The sequence below is a fragment of the Chryseobacterium endalhagicum genome, assembly GCF_016745235.1.
In the GTDB taxonomy this organism is placed as follows: domain Bacteria; phylum Bacteroidota; class Bacteroidia; order Flavobacteriales; family Weeksellaceae; genus Chryseobacterium; species Chryseobacterium endalhagicum.
In genome coordinates this window covers 44,685-61,134 of sequence record NZ_JAELVM010000003.1, presented here as the reverse complement: position 1 = coordinate 61,134, position 16,450 = coordinate 44,685, and the positions used below count along the sequence as shown (strand labels likewise).

The window sequence follows — 16,450 nt, the reverse complement described above, 5'->3', positions numbered from 1 at the left end:
TTTTTATTTTACATCCGCATCCAGATCTACAGCGTTTAAGCGTAATGAATTCAGAATGACAGAGAGTGAGCTGACACTCATCGCCGCTGCTGCAATCATAGGTGACAGGAGGATTCCGAAGAAAGGATACAATAATCCTGCCGCAACCGGAATACCCAATACATTATAGATGAATGCAAAAAACAGGTTTTCTTTGATGTTTTTAAGAAGCTTTTCACTTAATAATTTAGCTTTGGCCACGCCTAAAATATCACCTTTCAATAGTGTGATTTCCGCACTTTCAATGGCGACATCAGTTCCGGTTCCCATGGCGATTCCCACGTTAGACTGTGCGAGAGCAGGGGAGTCGTTGATCCCGTCCCCGGTCATGGCAACAATTTTACCTTCTTTCTGCAGTTTTTTTACTTCATTCAGCTTGTCTTCAGGAAGACAGCCTGCTTTGTAATGTCTGATTCCCAGTTCATCAGCTACAGCTTTTGCCGTATGCTCATTATCTCCGGTCATCATGATTACATCAACCCCTTCATTCATAAGACGCTGAACGGCTTTTTTAGAGGTTTGTTTAATTTTATCCGTAAAGCTGATAAAGCCTAAAACAGTCTGATCCTGTGCAATATAGGATATGGTATGCGCCTTTGACTGTACTTGAGTCGCTTTTTCTTTTAATTCGTTGGGAATGGAAAGATTACTGGCGGTCAGAAGGCTTTCATTGCCCAGATACACGGTTTTTCCGTTGATTTTCCCCTGAACTCCTTTTCCGGATATATTTTCAAACTGATCTACCTTTTCTGACGTTAGATTTTCTTCTTTTGCTTTTCTGATCACTGCATTCGAAAGCGGATGCTCTGAGTTTTGATTCAAGGAAAAAGCCAGCTTTAAAATCTCCTTTTTGTCTCCGCTTCCTGAAGTTTCAATATACTCTACAGAAGGCTTTCCTTCGGTTAAGGTTCCTGTTTTATCTGTGATCAGAACATTCACTTTATTCATCTGTTCCAGGGCTTCTGCGTTTTTAATCAGGATCCCGCTTTTGGCGCCTTTCCCGATTCCCACCATTAAAGACATCGGTGTTGCAAGACCGAGAGCACATGGACAGGCTACAATTAAAACAGCAACAGCATTCACAAAAGCAAACAGGCTTCTTTTCCCTTCCGGCCCGAAAAACTGCCATAAAACAAAGGTAAGAACAGCAATAAGAATCACTACCGGTACAAAAACTTTTGAAACTTTGTCTGTCAGTTTCTGGATCGGAGCTCTGCTTCGGCTGGCTTCATTCACCATTTTTATGATCTGGGAAAGCAGGGTTTCATCACCTACTTTTTCAGCTTTCATGATAAATACCTTATTTCCGTTGATGGTTCCCGAAGAAACTTTATCATCAATGCTTTTCTCTACCGGTACAGGTTCACCGGTGATCATACTTTCGTCCACCAGAGAATTTCCTTCCGTGATCTTTCCGTCTACAGGGATTTTTTCACCCGGTTTTACTTTTAATAAATCTCCGATTTTCACCTGGGAAAGAAGTACCTTTTTTTCTTCCCCGTTGACGATCAGATTGGCTTCGTCCGGTGAAAGATTCATCAGTTCTTTAATTGCATTTCCCGTTTTTTTATGAGCGGCTGCTTCCATAAGCTGTCCCAGAATTACGAGCGTCAGAATCACACAGACTGCCTCAAAATAAAGCGGAATTTCATGATTGTGTCCTCTGATTTCATGAGGAATGACGTCAGGGAAAGCCAAAGCTGTTATACTGAAGATAAATGCAGCAGCAACGCCCAGGGCAATCAGACTGAACATATTTAAATTCCATGTTTTGAATGAAACCCAGCCCCTTTTCAGCAGAAACCATCCTGAATAAAACATCACAGGAATCGTAAGAGCAAGTTCTATAAAGCCCTGGATCTTATGGGAAAACGGGAAATTGATAAACATTCCACCCATTGAAAGGATAAAAACCGGAACCGTAAAGGCAAGAGAGATCAGGAATTTCCTTTTTAAGATATTGTAGGTTTCGTCTTCTTCATCTTCTCCGCTGTCGGGCATTCTAACGAGGTCCATACCGCAGATCGGGCAGTCTCCGGGTTCATCACGGATGATTTCCGGATGCATGGGACAGGTATATTTGGCTGTTTTCTTTTCGGGATATTTTACCAGATCCATTCCGCATACCGGGCAGCCTACATTGGAATCGTAGGTTTTGTCGCCTTCGCAATACATCGGGCAGTAGTGTTTTCCGGCCATATCATCTGTGACTTTCGGGGCTTCATGATGATGGCTGTGATCATGATGGTGTGAATGAGAATGGGAGTGGGAGTGTTGGTGACCGTGAGAAGATCCGTTTTTCACAAGCTCTTCCGTGATTTCTTCCAGATGCATATGGCAAACCGGGCAATCCCCTTTTTCATTATAAACCTTATCTCCTTCGCAGAACATCGGGCAATAAAATTTTCCAATGCTGTCCTTGAAGGTAGCAGGTAGGTTTGAAGAAGAGTACGTTGGTTTATGATGGGGATCTTTGGCATGTTTTTCCTCTATGGGAACCAGATACATCTTACAAACCGGACATCTTTCGCCCTGTTTAAAATATACTTTGTCACCTTCACATTCCATTGGGCAGTAATAGACCGAAGATGGTGAAACCCTGTCCTGAGGTTTTACAAATGCAGTTTCGGGTTTCTTAGGGTCTTCCAGTCTGTATTTATCTCCTAAAGCATTATTTAAAACTGAAAGTTCGATTTCCTTATCAGAAGTGATAGTTGCCGTATGGGTTTCCAGATTGACATCGGCCGTTACTCCCTCAACACTGTTGAGTTTTTCAGAAATTTTTTTCTGACATCCGGAGCACGTCATTCCGAGTATATTATATTGTCTGTTCATGATCCTTGAATTTATAGTACAAATGTCCAAAATGTATGGAGAAGGCTGTTATAAATTTAAGGATAATAGTTATAGAATTTTGCCGGGATTGGGTTTGAGAGTTTGAGGGTCGGAGAGTTGGAGGGTTTAGGGTGGGAGGGTTTTAGAGTGAGAGAGTTTGAGAGTGGGAGGGTTGGAGAATGGAAGAGGGTATATCAAATCAATTGGAGTGTTTGAGAATGGGAACTTTCGATGCTGTATTATCATAGTAGAGTAACTTAAAAACACGTTTGCGCTCCAACTCTAAAACCCTCCAACTCTCTCACTCTAAAACTCTCCAACTCAAAAACTATCCAGCGTTTTCCTCTGATGATCCTTCAGTTTCTTGAATTCCGTAGGCGTAAATCCGGTAATATTTCTGAATTGTGAGGAAAGGTGCTGAACGCTTTTGTAACCGAGTTTTCCGGCGATTTCTGTAAGGGTGAATTCGTTGTACAGAAGAAGTTCCTTTACTTTTTCAATTTTGTGAAGGATAAAAAACTGTTCAAGGGTGATGTTTTCGTTCTGTGAAAAGGTTTTGGAAAGTGAACTGTAGTCTTTGTGAATTTTTGAACTTAAATATTCAGAAAGAAGAAAGTCTTCATCAATATCCAGTTCACTGATTTTGATGATGATGATATTTTTGATTTTGTCCACAAGCTGATGAGCCGAATCTTTAATCCTTTCAAAGCCTGTTGCGAGGAGGTTTTCTTCCAGAATCTGCATTTTTTCTGTCGGAATATCGGTTTCTGTCTGCACTTCTCCTAACGTAACGGAATGTATCGCGATATCGGCCTCGCCGAATATCTTTTCGACTGCGGCAATGCAGCGGTTGCATACCATATTTTTGATGAAAACTTTCATTATTTGCTCAGTCTGTCTTTTACAAATTCGATCTTCGTTTTTCCGTGGGGTGCAGGATTACCATCACTGTCCAGGTTTACCATGACAATTTTATCCACTGTAATGATGGTTTGGTGGGTCATTTTGTTTCGTACGTCGCATTTCAGGGTAACAGATGATGAACCGAAATGGGTAGCCTCAATACCTATTTCTATAATGTCGCCCTGCTTGGCCGAACTTACAAAATTGATCTCTGAAATAAATTTCGTTACGACTTTGGTGTTTTCCAGCTGGATGATGGCATAAAGGGCAGCTTCTTCATCAATCCACTGTAATAGTCTGCCTCCGAAAAGTGAGTGGTTAGGATTCAGGTCTTCGGGTTTTACCCATTTTCTCGTATGATAGTTCATGTTTTAATAATTTGCTTCACAAATTTAGTGTTAAAAACTGGGTTTATCAAGGAAAGTGTATTTACTGATCTTAAGGAAATGATTCATTTTCTCAATCATATTTTCTTGGAGCGCATGGCTTTTACCTTTTTTATCGTAGGATCAGTTAAAAATTTTTGATACTCCTTGCTCTCAACAGGAAAAATAGCCACTTTCCCTTCTTCATTGTGATGAATCCCGAAACCGTAACGCTTAGCCAAAGAGGAGGATCTCAGACAGGGCTGGCCTTTAGAGAAAAACAGGATTCTGGTTTCCTTCCTTTCATCGTTTGAAATATCATTTTTCAAGGCATAGCATTCAAATATAATATCATCAGAGGTATATTGATAAGGGTTCTTCAAAATTTGTTCATACTGAAGAAGCGCTAAAGTCTTTATTGTTTTTTCAGGAGGTGTTTCCGCTTGGGATACCGGGCAGTCTTCGGCTATTTCAATAAAGGTGTTGATGTAATTGGTAGTATGTATCATATCAATTAAAAAGGTTTAAATTTTTCAGTTTCAAAACGGACGTATCCTTATTATATATCATTTATTAAGTTTCGAAGTACCGCAAGGCTGGCATTTCAGGGCTATGCAGATAGTGTTTGATATACTAAGATAGAGTATATTATTATGTTAACTAATTTTAACTTTTATCAAATTTAGATAAAAATTAATTGATTTTCAATGTTTATTTATTGTTTTTCGATAAATTTTTAACCTAAAATCATGATCGGGTGACAAATACTTCAAAAAAAACTTTGATTTAAATTTTTTAATTGTATCTTGCATACGTTTATATTTGGAATCAATATTTGTTCATTAATTTATGTTGTTTTTCTTTTATATACCAAATTTTTATTAATTTTTTAATTTTATTCAAAATGAACATTTTTGTTTCAAACATCAATTACGCAACTAAAGAATATGAGTTGCATGATCTATTCGCAGAATTTGGTGATGTATCATCAGCTAAAATTGTTACAGACAGAGAAACTGGCCGTTCAAGAGGTTTCGGTTTTGTAGAAATGGGTGATGAAGAAGGAAAGCAAGCTGTTGAAGCTCTTAATCAGAAAGAATTCAACGGAAAAACTCTTAACGTATCAGAAGCTAAGCCTAGAGAAGAAAAACCTAGAAGAAGCTTTGATAACAACAGAGGTGGAGGTTACGGAGGAAACAACCGTGGTAACGGTGGCGGATACGGCGGTGGTAACAACCGTGGTAACGGCGGCGGAAACCGTTGGTAAAAATATGAAGCGGCTTTTAAGCCGCTTTTTTTATACCTTATTATATCCTGTTTTTAAAATGAGTTGGAAAACATCTGACTTATTTTAAAAACAGGATTTTTTATGTAGTATTCATTCGCTTTTTTTAAACAATTTCTCTGTTGAGTTAGTTTCATTAAATTCTTTCTTTTGTGATTTTTTTAAATTTTTATTTTGTTAACTCATTATATATTCGTAAGTTAACGTTGAACTAAAAAAAATGATAACATGAGAAAAAAATTACTTTTGGCATTATTCGCAATTCCAATCATTGCCAATGCCCAGTTTTTCCAAAATTTTGATGCAGGTACAACTGTTCCGGCCGGCTGGACAGTTCTGAACAGTGGAGATACCAACACCTGGTCTGTTGTGAACTACACCGGAGGTACTGCCACAGCGTATAGCGGGACCAATACAATGTCCATAGGCTACAGTTCCCAGGCTCACAATGACCATCTGGTCACTCCGGCGATTACGGTGACTGCCGGCGTTAGTGATTTTCTGTCTTTCTTCGCCCGAAGCCGTGATCCGCTTTATCCTGAAACCATCAGTTTGAAAGTATCTACCACCACACCTACAGCTGCAGCTTTTACGAATACACTGGCAGCCAGTGTGGCGCCTGCAAGCGGAACCAATTTCTACAGATTTTCGTATGATCTTTCTGCTTATGTAGGCCAGACTATTTATGTAAGCTTCCATTCCACGACTACGGATATGTTCTTTTTTGATATTGATGATGTATTCAATGGAGCTATTCCTGCCTGTGATGTTCCGTCTACTGTTCTTGTCAATTCTACGGCCTCCAATTCAGCGAATGTAAGCTGGACGGCATCACCAACCGCCGGAGCCACCTATCAGATAGAATATGGACCTACAGGATTTACTCAGGGTACAGGTACGGTTATGACAAGCGGAACAGCATCTGCCATGATTCCGGGACTTTCACCGGCTACTGCTTATCAGTTCTATGTAAGATCGAATTGCGGAGCGAACGGTTTCAGTGCCTGGACGTCTGTAAAAGCCTTTACAACGAGCTGTGCGGCTGTTGCATCATTTCCGTATACGCAGAATTTCGATACTGCCACTATTCCTTCCTGCTGGAGTAACGAAGCTGTTACCGGTGGAGGAACTGCTGTATGGACCTATGTAACTGCCAATGGAAATAACACAGTGACACCGAAATCTGCACCAAGAATGGCAGAATTCAGAACTACTACTACCGGAAATAAAGCTAAGCTTGTATCTGCTCCTTTAAATATTTCCGGACTGGCTACGCCTCAGCTGAAATTCAGTCTGGCTAATGTGAATTGGTCGGGAGATATTGATGAACTAAGAATTTTTTACAAAGCCAATAGCGGTGATGCATGGACGCAGATAGGAAGCTCTTATACCACAGAAAACACAGCGTGGCTGGATGTTACTATTCCTCTTCCGAACAAATCTGCCAATTATTATATTGCGTTTGAAGGAACGTCTAACTGGGCCAGAGGGATCAACGTAGATAATGTATCTGTATCAGATGCATCTGCTTTAGGAGTGGATGATGTTACCAGAAATGCAGGGGTTAAAGTTTACCCGAATCCTGTAAAAGATGTTCTGAACATCAGTACGGATAAAAAAATCAGAAGTATTGAGATCTTCTCACTTACAGGACAGCTGATCAAAACACTGGAAAAGGATACCAAACAAGTGAATGTGTCTGATCTGAAAAAAGGAGTTTATCTGCTGAGGATAAAATCTGAAGGAAAAGATGAATCATTTAAGATTGTTAAAGACTAAATAAAAGAAGCGGCTTTTAAGCCGCTTTTTTTATAATATTATACCAGAATTCTATAATCCGATCTGTCTTGTCAACAGGTCATGAAAAATTTCGAACAAAATATTCAAATTGTTAAAAATTAGCTTTCATAATGATTACAGATTAAGGAGTGAAGTTCTTTAATGCAAAGTTCAATCTTATTCCTGCATAGTTTAAGAAGGCAAAGAAAGAATCAACAAGTTGATTGGATTAAGCGAACGTATATTCAGACACTTAATCACAGAGTAGCTCCATCTTTCCTCTTCTTTATAATAAGAAAGGTTTGATAAAAAAAAAATTGCGTGGAAATGCATGATACTATTTTGATGAAGTTCATCATAAAAAAAACGGCTAAAAGCCGCTTTTTTATTTATTTTTCTTTGATCAGGAGAATAGCATTGTCGTAGTAGATATTGTATTTTTTATGATCTAAAGTTTTATCCCGGGTGATGATTGGGAATACTATTTTAAGATGGTATTTTCCAAGATCGCTTTCTACCGAGAATTCTTTCTGTTTTACAATTTCTCCTTTGTTATCATTGTTTTCAAATAATCTGGTTATGGCCTGGCTGAAATCTATTGTTTGTTTTGAATTGAGGGTAATTTTCGTTGCCCTTTGATTATTGGTTTCTGCCTGGGTATTGATCCGAAGGGTATCTCCATTGATATTGACTGATTCCTGATTGTAGCCATTAAATCTGGTTAAATACTGATATCCCTGAATATTGGTTAGATTCGTTTCAGATTCAAGAATAAGCCTTTCCGTTGATCCTGTGGAGGAGGTCTTTTGTACCTTGGTAAAAGCTTCTCTTAATGTATTGCTGATTACCCATGGATACCGTTGTTGAAAATTTCCTGCTAAGAGATCACGGGTTTTGCCTTTAACGAGATTCAATAAAAACTCTTTCTCTTTTCTTTCAGCTAAAAATTCAAATTTATTTGAAATCTCAGTAACCAGTGTATCTGATACTTTCTGCTGGAAATCTATTTTGTTGTTTACTAAAAGCCTGTTGTCTTCCAATAACTTTACGAGTTCATTTTTCTGGCTTCTTTTAGCCACACTGAATGCATTCAGATAAGGGAAAATCAGAGAAAAAGCTCCAAAGATAAATAAGCTTACCGGAATGAATTTGATACTCGCTTTTTTATTGAATACAAAATAAACCACCACACTCAGCAGCCATAAAGCCAACAGCAGTACGAAATACCGCGGTTCCGTATAACCATATTCCAGGATACGCGTAAAGATGGCTGTGAATAATAAGACTATTAAAGGGATGATGGTATAGTAAAACAGCTTTGAAAATACCTTAACCCAGGATTTTGCTTTTTCCTCTTTCAGCGGATAGACAAGCAGTAGGGCAAGAATTCCCACAATACTGTAGGCAAGCACCAGATAAGATACCCATCCTCTTGGAAGTTCCCAGTTGATAACTATTTTAAATGAATAAATATAAAGGATGATCAGGTAAATAAAAAGCAGCGGGATCAGTACAAACTGAGTGAAAAACTTTAAGATCACAGGATAAGTACCGTCTTTTTCAAGATAATCCAGGCCGGTTTCATTAAAAAGAAGGAAAATAAAACAGCTCCCGAAAATAGCCAGTACATAAAAGGTATCAGCGTAAAGTTTGTCATTGAAATTAAAATCGAATAATTTATCAACAGCCAGGATCGCCAGCTCCACACCTCCGGTAAGAACTCCTGTGAATACGGCCGTGAGGAATATATTTACGAAAAGATTCTTGTTATACTGCCAGAAATTAAGTTCTTTATTTTTTTTCAGGAAGGCAGCAAAAGAAACCAGTAAGTGGGAAAGCAAAAGGGTGATCGCAATAATGAAACCATTAACCTCTGTAAAATCCCTTTCTTTTTCAGGTAATACAAAATAAAACCCAATCAGAAAGGCGGTTCCCAATAATTCAAGGAGCAGCCTTTTTCCGATCCGTTGGGAAAGTATTTTTAAAGCAAACATCAATGAAATCCCGAGACAGCAGCAGATGGTGAATTTGGCATAGGTAAATACAAAATCATGGTCATATTTACTGTCTAATATACAGATGGCTCCAATAGAAGAGAGGAGAGCCATGAGTAGCACCATCGGGTAGCGGAGGATCACATCCTGGGCTTTTCCGGATATTTCGTGGAATTTCGTTTTCATGATCTGCGTATGGTGTGTTTATTCTTTTTTCTTTTTCTTCTTTTTGTCCTTATCCTTATCTTTTGCTTTGCCCTTTTTAACTTTTTTGGGATTTAAGACCTCTTCCGCATATTCGAATTTTGGTTCTTCAATTTTGGCAGGAACGATTTCAATTTTAAGGTCAAAATAATTCTTCAGGTCATCCTGGGTAATCAATTTTTCGTTGAATAAAAATTCCAGAATATCCTTCCCGGAATCATTGAAGAAATTATGGGCAAGTTCTTTTAACAGGAATTTTCTGTATTCTTCCAAAGGGACCACAACGGTATATTTAAAGATTCTTCCTTCCTTTTGAGTAGTGATATAGCCTTTTTCCACTAATATTTTTAAGTAAGTGGAAACGGTGTTCTGGTGCGGCTTCGGTTCTGGATGCTGCTCCATGATATCTTTAAGATAGAAAGATTCAAGCTTCCAAAACAGCTTCATAAAGTTCTCCTCAGCAGCGGTAAGATGATTTATTTTCATAGAATGTTCTTAATGTTGAAATTGTATATTGCAATAAAGATAGATAAAAGATACCATAAATGCTATTCCTGCGCCCATAAATACTTCTTTAACGGTATGTCTTTTTAAAATAATCCGGGTAATTCCTACCAAAGCAGCCACCCCCAGCCATACCAGCCCGGCTTTCCAGTCCAGTGTGAAAAATAAAGCGGCTACAAATACATTAAAGGCTGTATGCATAGAACTTTTGATGAAAAAATTGCTGATCTGCATGGTGAAAATCAGGATCAGAATAAAAAGCATCACAAGATCAATATATCCGTTTCTGAAATAATTGAAGATAAGATAAGTGACCACACAGGCAGCGATAAAAATATAAAGAGTTTTTCTCTGAACCCGGTCTGAGACATCCATATTGGTATATCTTCCGGTCTTCACATTCCAGATCAGCCAGATTACAACGGGAATGATGATCATTAATAGGATAGGAGCGAAATAAAGAATAGATTCTTTCAATGAGTATTCCCTTACACTCATATAGATGAAGAAAATAAATAAAGAAACCAGCGGATTGAAAAAATCTGAAATGATTTTCGATATTTTATGCAGTAGTGAAGGCTGTTTTACTTCCATGTTCAAATTTAAAATTCAAATATAACACTATAAGCAAAAAAACAATTAGTATGTATACGATAAAAACAAAGTTTTTTTTATAATTTTGCTCAAATATTCATCATAAAAAAGCAAGAGCTAGCACATGAAAGAATTTTCTAAAGAGGTATACCTGAAGTGGTATGAAGATATGACTATGTGGAGAAGGTTTGAAGACAAATGCCGTTCTCTTTATCTAAAACAAAAGATCAGAGGTTTTTTACATTTGTATAACGGTCAGGAAGCTATCCCTGCCGGCTTCACGCATGCAATGGATTTAACGAAGGACAGTATGATTACTGCTTACAGATGCCACATCCATCCAATGGCGATGGGAGTAGATCCGAAAAGAATCATGGCTGAACTTTGTGGTAAAGCCACTGGAACGTCTGGAGGTATGGGTGGTTCTATGCACATTTTCAGCAAAGAGCACCGTTTCTATGGCGGGCACGGTATCGTAGGAGGACAGATTCCTTTGGGAGCCGGAATTGCTTTTGCAGATAAGTATTTTGACAGAAAGGCGGTAAATATCTGCTTCTTCGGAGACGGGGCAGCAAGACAGGGATCGCTTCACGAAACATTCAATATGGCGATGAACTGGAAACTTCCTGTAGTATTTGTGGTTGAAAACAACCAATACGCGATGGGAACTTCTGTAAAAAGAACAGCCAACCACGAAGATATCTATAAATTAGGTTTAGGTTATGAAATGCCTTGTCTTGCTGTAGATGCAATGGATCCTGAGAAAGTGGCTGAAGCTGCTTACGAAGCTATTGAAAGAGCAAGAAGAGGAGATGGACCTACATTTATTGAAGCAAGAACATACCGTTACAGAGGACATTCTATGTCTGATGCTGAGCCTTACAGAAGCAAGGAAGAAGTAGCGATTCATAAGAATGATGACCCTATGGAACTTGTGAAGCACAGAATTCTTGAAAACGGATGGGCTACTGAAGCAGAATTGGAAACCATTGACAATAAGTCAAGAGATTTTGTGGAGGAGTGTATTGAATTTATGGAAAATTCTCCATATCCGGATCAGGAGAAAATCTATGAATATGTTTATGCTCAGGAAAACTATCCATTCTTAGATCAATTAGAAAACTAAATAATTTGCTGATAAGATGATATGCTGATGTGGTAATAGTATAATTATCAAATCATCACATCACCACATGATCGCATTAATTAAATTATATTAAAAAAATTATGGCAGAAGTAATTACGATGCCCCGCCTTTCGGATACTATGACGGAAGGTAAAGTGGCAAAATGGCATAAAAAAGTAGGAGATAAAGTAAAGGAAGGAGATATTTTAGCCGAAATTGAAACAGATAAAGCTGTACAGGATTTCGAATCTGAAATAAACGGAACTCTTTTATATATTGGAGTAGAAGAAAGCGCTGCTGCTGCTGTAGATTCTGTTTTGGCAATTATTGGAAATGAAGGGGAAGATATTTCAGGACTAACGGGTGGAGCTTCTGCTCCTGCTGCAGCTGGTTCCGATGAGAAAAAATCAGAAGAAGAGTCGAAAACAGAAAATAGCTCAACCAGTGTTGAGCAGACTACTGCAGAAATTCCTGCAGGCGTGGAAATTATTACAATGCCGAGACTTTCCGACACGATGACGGAAGGGAAAGTAGCGAAATGGCATAAAAATGTAGGCGATACAGTGAAAGAAGGAGATCTTCTTGCTGAAATTGAAACAGATAAAGCAGTTCAGGATTTTGAATCTGAATTTAACGGGGTATTATTGAAGCAGGGTGTAGAAGAAGGCGGTGCCGCTCCGGTAGATTCAGTACTGGCCATTATCGGCCCTGCAGGAACTGATGTTTCTGCTGTAGGCGCTCCAAAAACAGCTGCCCAAACATCTGAAAAACCTGCTGAACAAAAAACTGAAGCTAAGGCAGAAGAAAAAGCAGCTCCTGCAGCTGTAAGTTCTTCATCTTCAGATAGAGTAGCGATCTCTCCGCTGGCTAAGAAAATGGCTCAGGACAAAGGGGTTGACATTAACAGTGTGAACGGTTCAGGAGAAAACGGAAGAATCGTTAAGAAAGATATTGAAAATTATCAGCCATCTTCCCAGGCACAGGCTCAGCCTTCTGTTTCTGCTCCGGCAGCAGCACAGGTGGCATTAAGCTTTGTTCAGGGTGAAGATACAGAGACTCCAAACTCTCAGGTAAGAAATATTATAGCAAAACGTCTTGCTGAAAGTAAATTCTCTGCGCCACACTATTATCTGATGGTTGAGATCAATATGGATAAAGCTATTGAGGCAAGAAAAGAAATCAATTCTTTACCGGATACCAAGATCTCTTTCAATGATATGATTATTAAGGCGACGGCTGTTGCTTTAAGAAAGCATCCTCAGGTGAATTCAAGCTGGGCAGGTGACAAAATCATCCACAGAGGAAATATCAATGTGGGTGTGGCTGTAGCTATTCCGGACGGATTGGTGGTTCCTGTACTTAAAAATACAGACCAGATGAACTATACCCAGATCTCTGCTGCTGTAAAAGATATGGCTTCCAGAGCTAAGAGTAAAGGTCTTAAAGCCAATGAAATGGAAGGATCTACATTCTCTATCTCCAACCTGGGAATGTTCGGTATCGAAACATTTACAAGTATTATCAACCAGCCGAATTCTGCCATCCTTTCAGTAGGAGCAATCATTGAAAAACCGATTGTTAAAGACGGTCAGATCGTAGTAGGAAATATTATGAAGCTTTCATTAGCGTGTGACCACAGAGTGGTGGACGGTGCTACGGGAGCTCAGTTCTTACAGACTTTAAAAACATATCTGGAAAGTCCTTTAACCCTGTTACTGTAACAGGCCAGATAGTAAAATACTAAAACCTCTCACTTCGAGAGGTTTTTTTGTTATTTTTATCGGATTATACTTTAAATTTTAAAGTGTAAATTAAGGTGTTTTAGTGGGGAAATAATTATGTTTTTATTGAGGTAATTAGTATTTTTGAATTATGATTAAAGCGAGTAATATCCATAAATCTTATGGGAATTTAGAAGTACTGAAGGGCGTTGATATCCATATCAAAATGGGCGAGGTGGTTTCTATTGTAGGAGAATCGGGAGCAGGGAAGTCTACCTTACTTCAGATTTTAGGCACTCTGGATCTTCCGAGCAATTCCAATAAGTATAACACGGAAATCAGCATTGCAGGTGAATCTTTCATTAATATGAATGATAAACAGCTTTCCAAATTCAGAAACCAGAATATAGGTTTTGTATTTCAGTTTCACCAGCTCCTTCCGGAATTCACCGCTTTAGAAAATGTACTGCTTCCTACAAAAATTGGCGGTGCCAATGAAAAAGAAGCTATGGAAAAGGCGTATGCCCTGTTTGAAGATCTTAAAATAGAACAGAGACTGCATCACAAACCTAATCAGTTATCAGGAGGAGAAGCGCAAAGGGTGGCTGTAGCCAGAGCCCTGATCAATTCTCCCAAAATTATTTTTGCAGATGAGCCTACCGGAAACCTGGATTCCAAAAATGCGGATGATCTTCACAGGCTGTTTTTTGATCTGAGAGATAAATATAACCAGACCTTTGTGATTGTAACCCATAACCCCAATCTTGCCGAAATTACAGACCGAAAACTGATTATGAAAGATGGAATGATCATAGAATAAACTCCCTTACCCTGATGAAAAACTTTATTTTCCTGTTCCTTTTTATTATTTCCTGCCCGAAATTTGAGTCTCAGGAAAATAAGAGTTCCGGTATTCTTCCGGCAGAAAAGGTGTTGGAGGTTAAGGAGTTTTTGAAAGGGAAAGATTATAATCAGGATATTGCTATTTTTATTAACTTTAAAACATATTCAGGAAATTACAGATATTTTATCCTGGATTTGAAAAGTAATAAGATATTGCAGAAAGCAGTTGTTTCCCATGGTTCAGGTTCTGAAATCAGAAATTCCGGATCTTTAAGATTCAGTAATACGGAAGGCTCTTACCAGTCTTCGCTTGGGAAATATGAAGTTTTGCAGAGCTATACCGGTAAATTTGGAAAAGCTTACCGTTTGAACGGATTGGATTCTACCAACAGCAATGCCATGCAGCGGGCTATCGTACTGCATTCTTTGGGATGTGTTCCTGATCAGGAATCTCAAAGCCCGGCCTGTTTGAGTTTAGGATGCCCGATGCTTTCGAAGAATGCACTCACTGAAACGGCAAAATATCTTGATACCTCTAAAAAGCCGGTGATACTTTATGCATTTTATTAATTCATAATGTAATTTTAACTCAAAACTTCAGAATCATGACCATAAAATTCCTTGCCGAAGATGACAGACCCAGAGAAAAGTTTTTGCTGAAAGGCAAGAATTCACTTTCTAATTCCGAACTTCTGGCGATCATTATGGGAAGCGGAAGTAAGGATGAAAGTGCATTGGAACTGGCCAGAAAGATCATGGCATCCGTACATAATAACTGGCACCAGCTCAGCATTCTTTCAAGTAAAGACCTTATGAAATTTAAAGGAATTGGGGAAGTAAAAGCCCTTTCTATTATTGCGGCATTAGAAATCGGGAAAAGAAGAGCGGTTCAGGAAATTCCCAGCAGAGCGGTTATTTCCAATAGTGATGATGCGTATCTTATTCTTAAAAACCAGTTATCAGACCTAAGGACTGAAGAATTCTGGGCTATATTTCTAAACCAAAGCAATAAAGTAATCCATATCTCGCAACTTACCCAAGGCGGAATAAGCCAATCCGTGGTAGATGTGAGGATTCTATTTAAGACTGCCCTGGATCATTTTTCTACAGGTATTATTATTGCACACAATCACCCTTCAGGAAGTCTGAAGCCCAGTAAAGAAGACATCAGCATTACCCACAAAATAAAAGAAGCCGGAACAACATTAAGCATCCAGCTTTTAGACCATATTATCATTACCCAAGATACTTATCTTAGTTTTTCAGATGAAGGATTATTATGATTAGACGATTGAAATATAACGAGATTGATTTTGAAAAATATACTCAATGTCTTGAAAACTCGGAGCAAAGGAAATATTCAGCATCAAAAACTTTTCTGGACGTCACAACGAATAAGCAATGGGATATTTTAGTCAGGAATGATTATGAGGCCGTGATGCCGGTTCCGTTTATCTATAAGAACAGGATAAAAATTGTACATAACCCTCTGATATGCCAGCAACTTGGCGTATTTTCGGCAAAAGATGATAAAAAGACCAATGAAAAGTTTCTGAAATTTTTGAGTAAGAATTATCTGATCAGGGCCTATTATTTTAATGAAACCAACCAATTTGATTCAGAATTAAAAACAAAAAAGAATTTCCTTTTATATCCTGGCGATTATTCAAAAGTTTTTGCTAAATATTCACCGAAAAGAAAGAGAAAACTGCGATTGGATGATGAAGTAGCCGAAAATTCAGAGATCAGGGAAATAAGCTATCAGGAAGCTGAACGGTTTATAAAAAACAATGTAGTAGGGCTGGATAAAGAAAACGATACGGGAACTTTGCTGAAAACCCTGGAAACATTTTATGCACTAAAATATTTAAAATTTTCAGCCTTTTATTATCACCATGAAATAACGAATATGATCGCCACGTATTCAGATTTTGATACGATTGCGCTTCTGGGGACTTTTAATGATAAAAAATACATTAAAATGGCAGGTGCTTCCACACTTATTGATCAGGTCATTAAAGAAAATATAGAGACTTGTATCTTTGATTTTGAAGGGGGAAATCTTCCCAGCATCGAAGAATTTTTCAGAGGTTTCAGGCCGGAATTAAAACCATATGCTGTAGTAGAAAATTCTATAAAAACATTGATTAAAGACTACGCCTCATTTTTTGCGAGAGGAAAAATATTAGGGTAATTATCATGTGGAAATTGTTATTTAGAATGGTTTTAATTAAATATAATTCGCTACCTTTATAAAG

15 protein-coding genes are annotated in these 16,450 nt (G+C 38.3%); 8 read left to right on the top strand and 7 right to left on the bottom strand.

The features are described 5' to 3' along the window. Positions 1-3: 3 nt before the first annotated feature. From JET18_RS16035 to JET18_RS16020, 4 genes are all read right to left on the bottom strand, one after another. Positions 4-2,874 (bottom strand): heavy metal translocating P-type ATPase, encoded by a 2,871-nt coding sequence (locus JET18_RS16035; RefSeq protein WP_202092675.1) that lies wholly within the window; start codon positions 2,872-2,874, stop codon positions 4-6. Between the two features lie 321 nt (positions 2,875-3,195). Beyond that, positions 3,196-3,756: a helix-turn-helix domain-containing protein gene (locus tag JET18_RS16030; RefSeq protein ID WP_202092673.1), complete on the bottom strand. Its 561-nt coding sequence runs from the start codon at positions 3,754-3,756 to the stop codon at positions 3,196-3,198. Continuing rightward, a complete protein-coding gene (locus tag JET18_RS16025; RefSeq protein ID WP_202092670.1) occupies positions 3,756-4,145 on the bottom strand; it encodes an acyl-CoA thioesterase in 390 nt (129 codons plus the stop codon). The genes JET18_RS16030 and JET18_RS16025 overlap by 1 nt, the downstream gene beginning before the upstream one ends. 95 nt (positions 4,146-4,240) lie before the next feature. Next, positions 4,241-4,651: a DUF6157 family protein gene (locus JET18_RS16020; protein ID WP_202092668.1), complete on the bottom strand. Its 411-nt coding sequence runs from the start codon at positions 4,649-4,651 to the stop codon at positions 4,241-4,243. A gap of 395 nt (positions 4,652-5,046) precedes the next feature. Here JET18_RS16020 and JET18_RS16015 point away from each other — a divergent pair, with 395 nt between their 5' ends. Then, the gene (locus JET18_RS16015; protein ID WP_202092666.1) at positions 5,047-5,409 is read left to right on the top strand and encodes an RNA recognition motif domain-containing protein; all 363 of its coding nucleotides are present in this window, start codon (positions 5,047-5,049) and stop codon (positions 5,407-5,409) included. Positions 5,410-5,655: 246 nt separating this feature from the next. Beyond that, the gene (locus JET18_RS16010) at positions 5,656-7,206 is read left to right on the top strand and encodes a T9SS-dependent choice-of-anchor J family protein (RefSeq protein WP_202092664.1); all 1,551 of its coding nucleotides are present in this window, start codon (positions 5,656-5,658) and stop codon (positions 7,204-7,206) included. Positions 7,207-7,595: 389 nt separating this feature from the next. Here JET18_RS16010 and JET18_RS16005 read toward each other — a convergent pair whose 3' ends face one another. Genes JET18_RS16005 through JET18_RS15995 form a run of 3 tightly spaced genes read right to left on the bottom strand, consistent with a single transcriptional unit; the run spans position 7,596 to position 10,502 of the window. Further along, complete coding sequence (locus JET18_RS16005) at positions 7,596-9,386, bottom strand: DUF4153 domain-containing protein (RefSeq protein WP_202092663.1); 1,791 nt, start codon at positions 9,384-9,386, stop codon at positions 7,596-7,598. A gap of 18 nt (positions 9,387-9,404) precedes the next feature. Further along, a complete protein-coding gene (locus JET18_RS16000; protein ID WP_202092662.1) occupies positions 9,405-9,890 on the bottom strand; it encodes a BlaI/MecI/CopY family transcriptional regulator in 486 nt (161 codons plus the stop codon). A 9-nt stretch (positions 9,891-9,899) separates the two neighbouring features. After that, positions 9,900-10,502, bottom strand: a complete 603-nt coding sequence (locus JET18_RS15995; protein WP_202092661.1) for a phosphatase PAP2 family protein — start codon at positions 10,500-10,502, stop codon at positions 9,900-9,902. A 124-nt stretch (positions 10,503-10,626) separates the two neighbouring features. Here JET18_RS15995 and pdhA point away from each other — a divergent pair, with 124 nt between their 5' ends. The 6 genes from pdhA (at position 10,627) to JET18_RS15965 (ending at position 16,386) form a co-directional block, all read left to right on the top strand. Next, the gene (gene pdhA, locus JET18_RS15990; RefSeq protein WP_202092660.1) at positions 10,627-11,628 is read left to right on the top strand and encodes a pyruvate dehydrogenase (acetyl-transferring) E1 component subunit alpha; all 1,002 of its coding nucleotides are present in this window, start codon (positions 10,627-10,629) and stop codon (positions 11,626-11,628) included. Positions 11,629-11,729: 101 nt separating this feature from the next. After that, positions 11,730-13,349 carry a pyruvate dehydrogenase complex dihydrolipoamide acetyltransferase gene (locus JET18_RS15985; RefSeq protein WP_202092658.1) on the top strand — a complete coding sequence of 540 codons (1,620 nt, stop codon included), beginning with the start codon at positions 11,730-11,732 and terminating at the stop codon, positions 13,347-13,349. 151 nt (positions 13,350-13,500) lie between these two features. Continuing rightward, positions 13,501-14,169, top strand: coding sequence for an ABC transporter ATP-binding protein (locus JET18_RS15980; RefSeq protein ID WP_202092656.1), 669 nt, complete (start codon positions 13,501-13,503; stop codon positions 14,167-14,169). A 14-nt stretch (positions 14,170-14,183) separates the two neighbouring features. Beyond that, positions 14,184-14,762, top strand: coding sequence for a murein L,D-transpeptidase catalytic domain-containing protein (locus JET18_RS15975; RefSeq protein ID WP_202092654.1), 579 nt, complete (start codon positions 14,184-14,186; stop codon positions 14,760-14,762). 35 nt (positions 14,763-14,797) lie between these two features. Next, positions 14,798-15,475, top strand: a complete 678-nt coding sequence (gene radC, locus JET18_RS15970) for a RadC family protein (protein ID WP_202092653.1) — start codon at positions 14,798-14,800, stop codon at positions 15,473-15,475. Continuing rightward, positions 15,472-16,386 (top strand): hypothetical protein, encoded by a 915-nt coding sequence (locus JET18_RS15965; protein WP_202092652.1) that lies wholly within the window; start codon positions 15,472-15,474, stop codon positions 16,384-16,386. Before radC ends, JET18_RS15965 begins: the two co-directional genes overlap by 4 nt. Positions 16,387-16,450: the final 64 nt, after the last annotated feature.

Bases quoted from the DNA above. Each gene is read 5' to 3' on its own strand.
- JET18_RS16035 (WP_202092675.1), bottom strand. From the start codon at position 2,874: ATGAACAGACAATATAATATACTCGGAATGACGTGCTCCGGATGTCAG.
- JET18_RS16030 (WP_202092673.1), bottom strand. From the start codon at position 3,756: ATGAAAGTTTTCATCAAAAATATGGTATGCAACCGCTGCATTGCCGCA.
- JET18_RS16025 (WP_202092670.1), bottom strand. From the start codon at position 4,145: ATGAACTATCATACGAGAAAATGGGTAAAACCCGAAGACCTGAATCCT.
- JET18_RS16020 (WP_202092668.1), bottom strand. From the start codon at position 4,651: ATGATACATACTACCAATTACATCAACACCTTTATTGAAATAGCCGAA.
- JET18_RS16015 (WP_202092666.1), top strand. From the start codon at position 5,047: ATGAACATTTTTGTTTCAAACATCAATTACGCAACTAAAGAATATGAG.
- JET18_RS16010 (WP_202092664.1), top strand. From the start codon at position 5,656: ATGAGAAAAAAATTACTTTTGGCATTATTCGCAATTCCAATCATTGCC.
- JET18_RS16005 (WP_202092663.1), bottom strand. From the start codon at position 9,386: ATGAAAACGAAATTCCACGAAATATCCGGAAAAGCCCAGGATGTGATC.
- JET18_RS16000 (WP_202092662.1), bottom strand. From the start codon at position 9,890: ATGAAAATAAATCATCTTACCGCTGCTGAGGAGAACTTTATGAAGCTG.
- JET18_RS15995 (WP_202092661.1), bottom strand. From the start codon at position 10,502: ATGGAAGTAAAACAGCCTTCACTACTGCATAAAATATCGAAAATCATT.
- pdhA (WP_202092660.1), top strand. From the start codon at position 10,627: ATGAAAGAATTTTCTAAAGAGGTATACCTGAAGTGGTATGAAGATATG.
- JET18_RS15985 (WP_202092658.1), top strand. From the start codon at position 11,730: ATGGCAGAAGTAATTACGATGCCCCGCCTTTCGGATACTATGACGGAA.
- JET18_RS15980 (WP_202092656.1), top strand. From the start codon at position 13,501: ATGATTAAAGCGAGTAATATCCATAAATCTTATGGGAATTTAGAAGTA.
- JET18_RS15975 (WP_202092654.1), top strand. From the start codon at position 14,184: ATGAAAAACTTTATTTTCCTGTTCCTTTTTATTATTTCCTGCCCGAAA.
- radC (WP_202092653.1), top strand. From the start codon at position 14,798: ATGACCATAAAATTCCTTGCCGAAGATGACAGACCCAGAGAAAAGTTT.
- JET18_RS15965 (WP_202092652.1), top strand. From the start codon at position 15,472: ATGATTAGACGATTGAAATATAACGAGATTGATTTTGAAAAATATACT.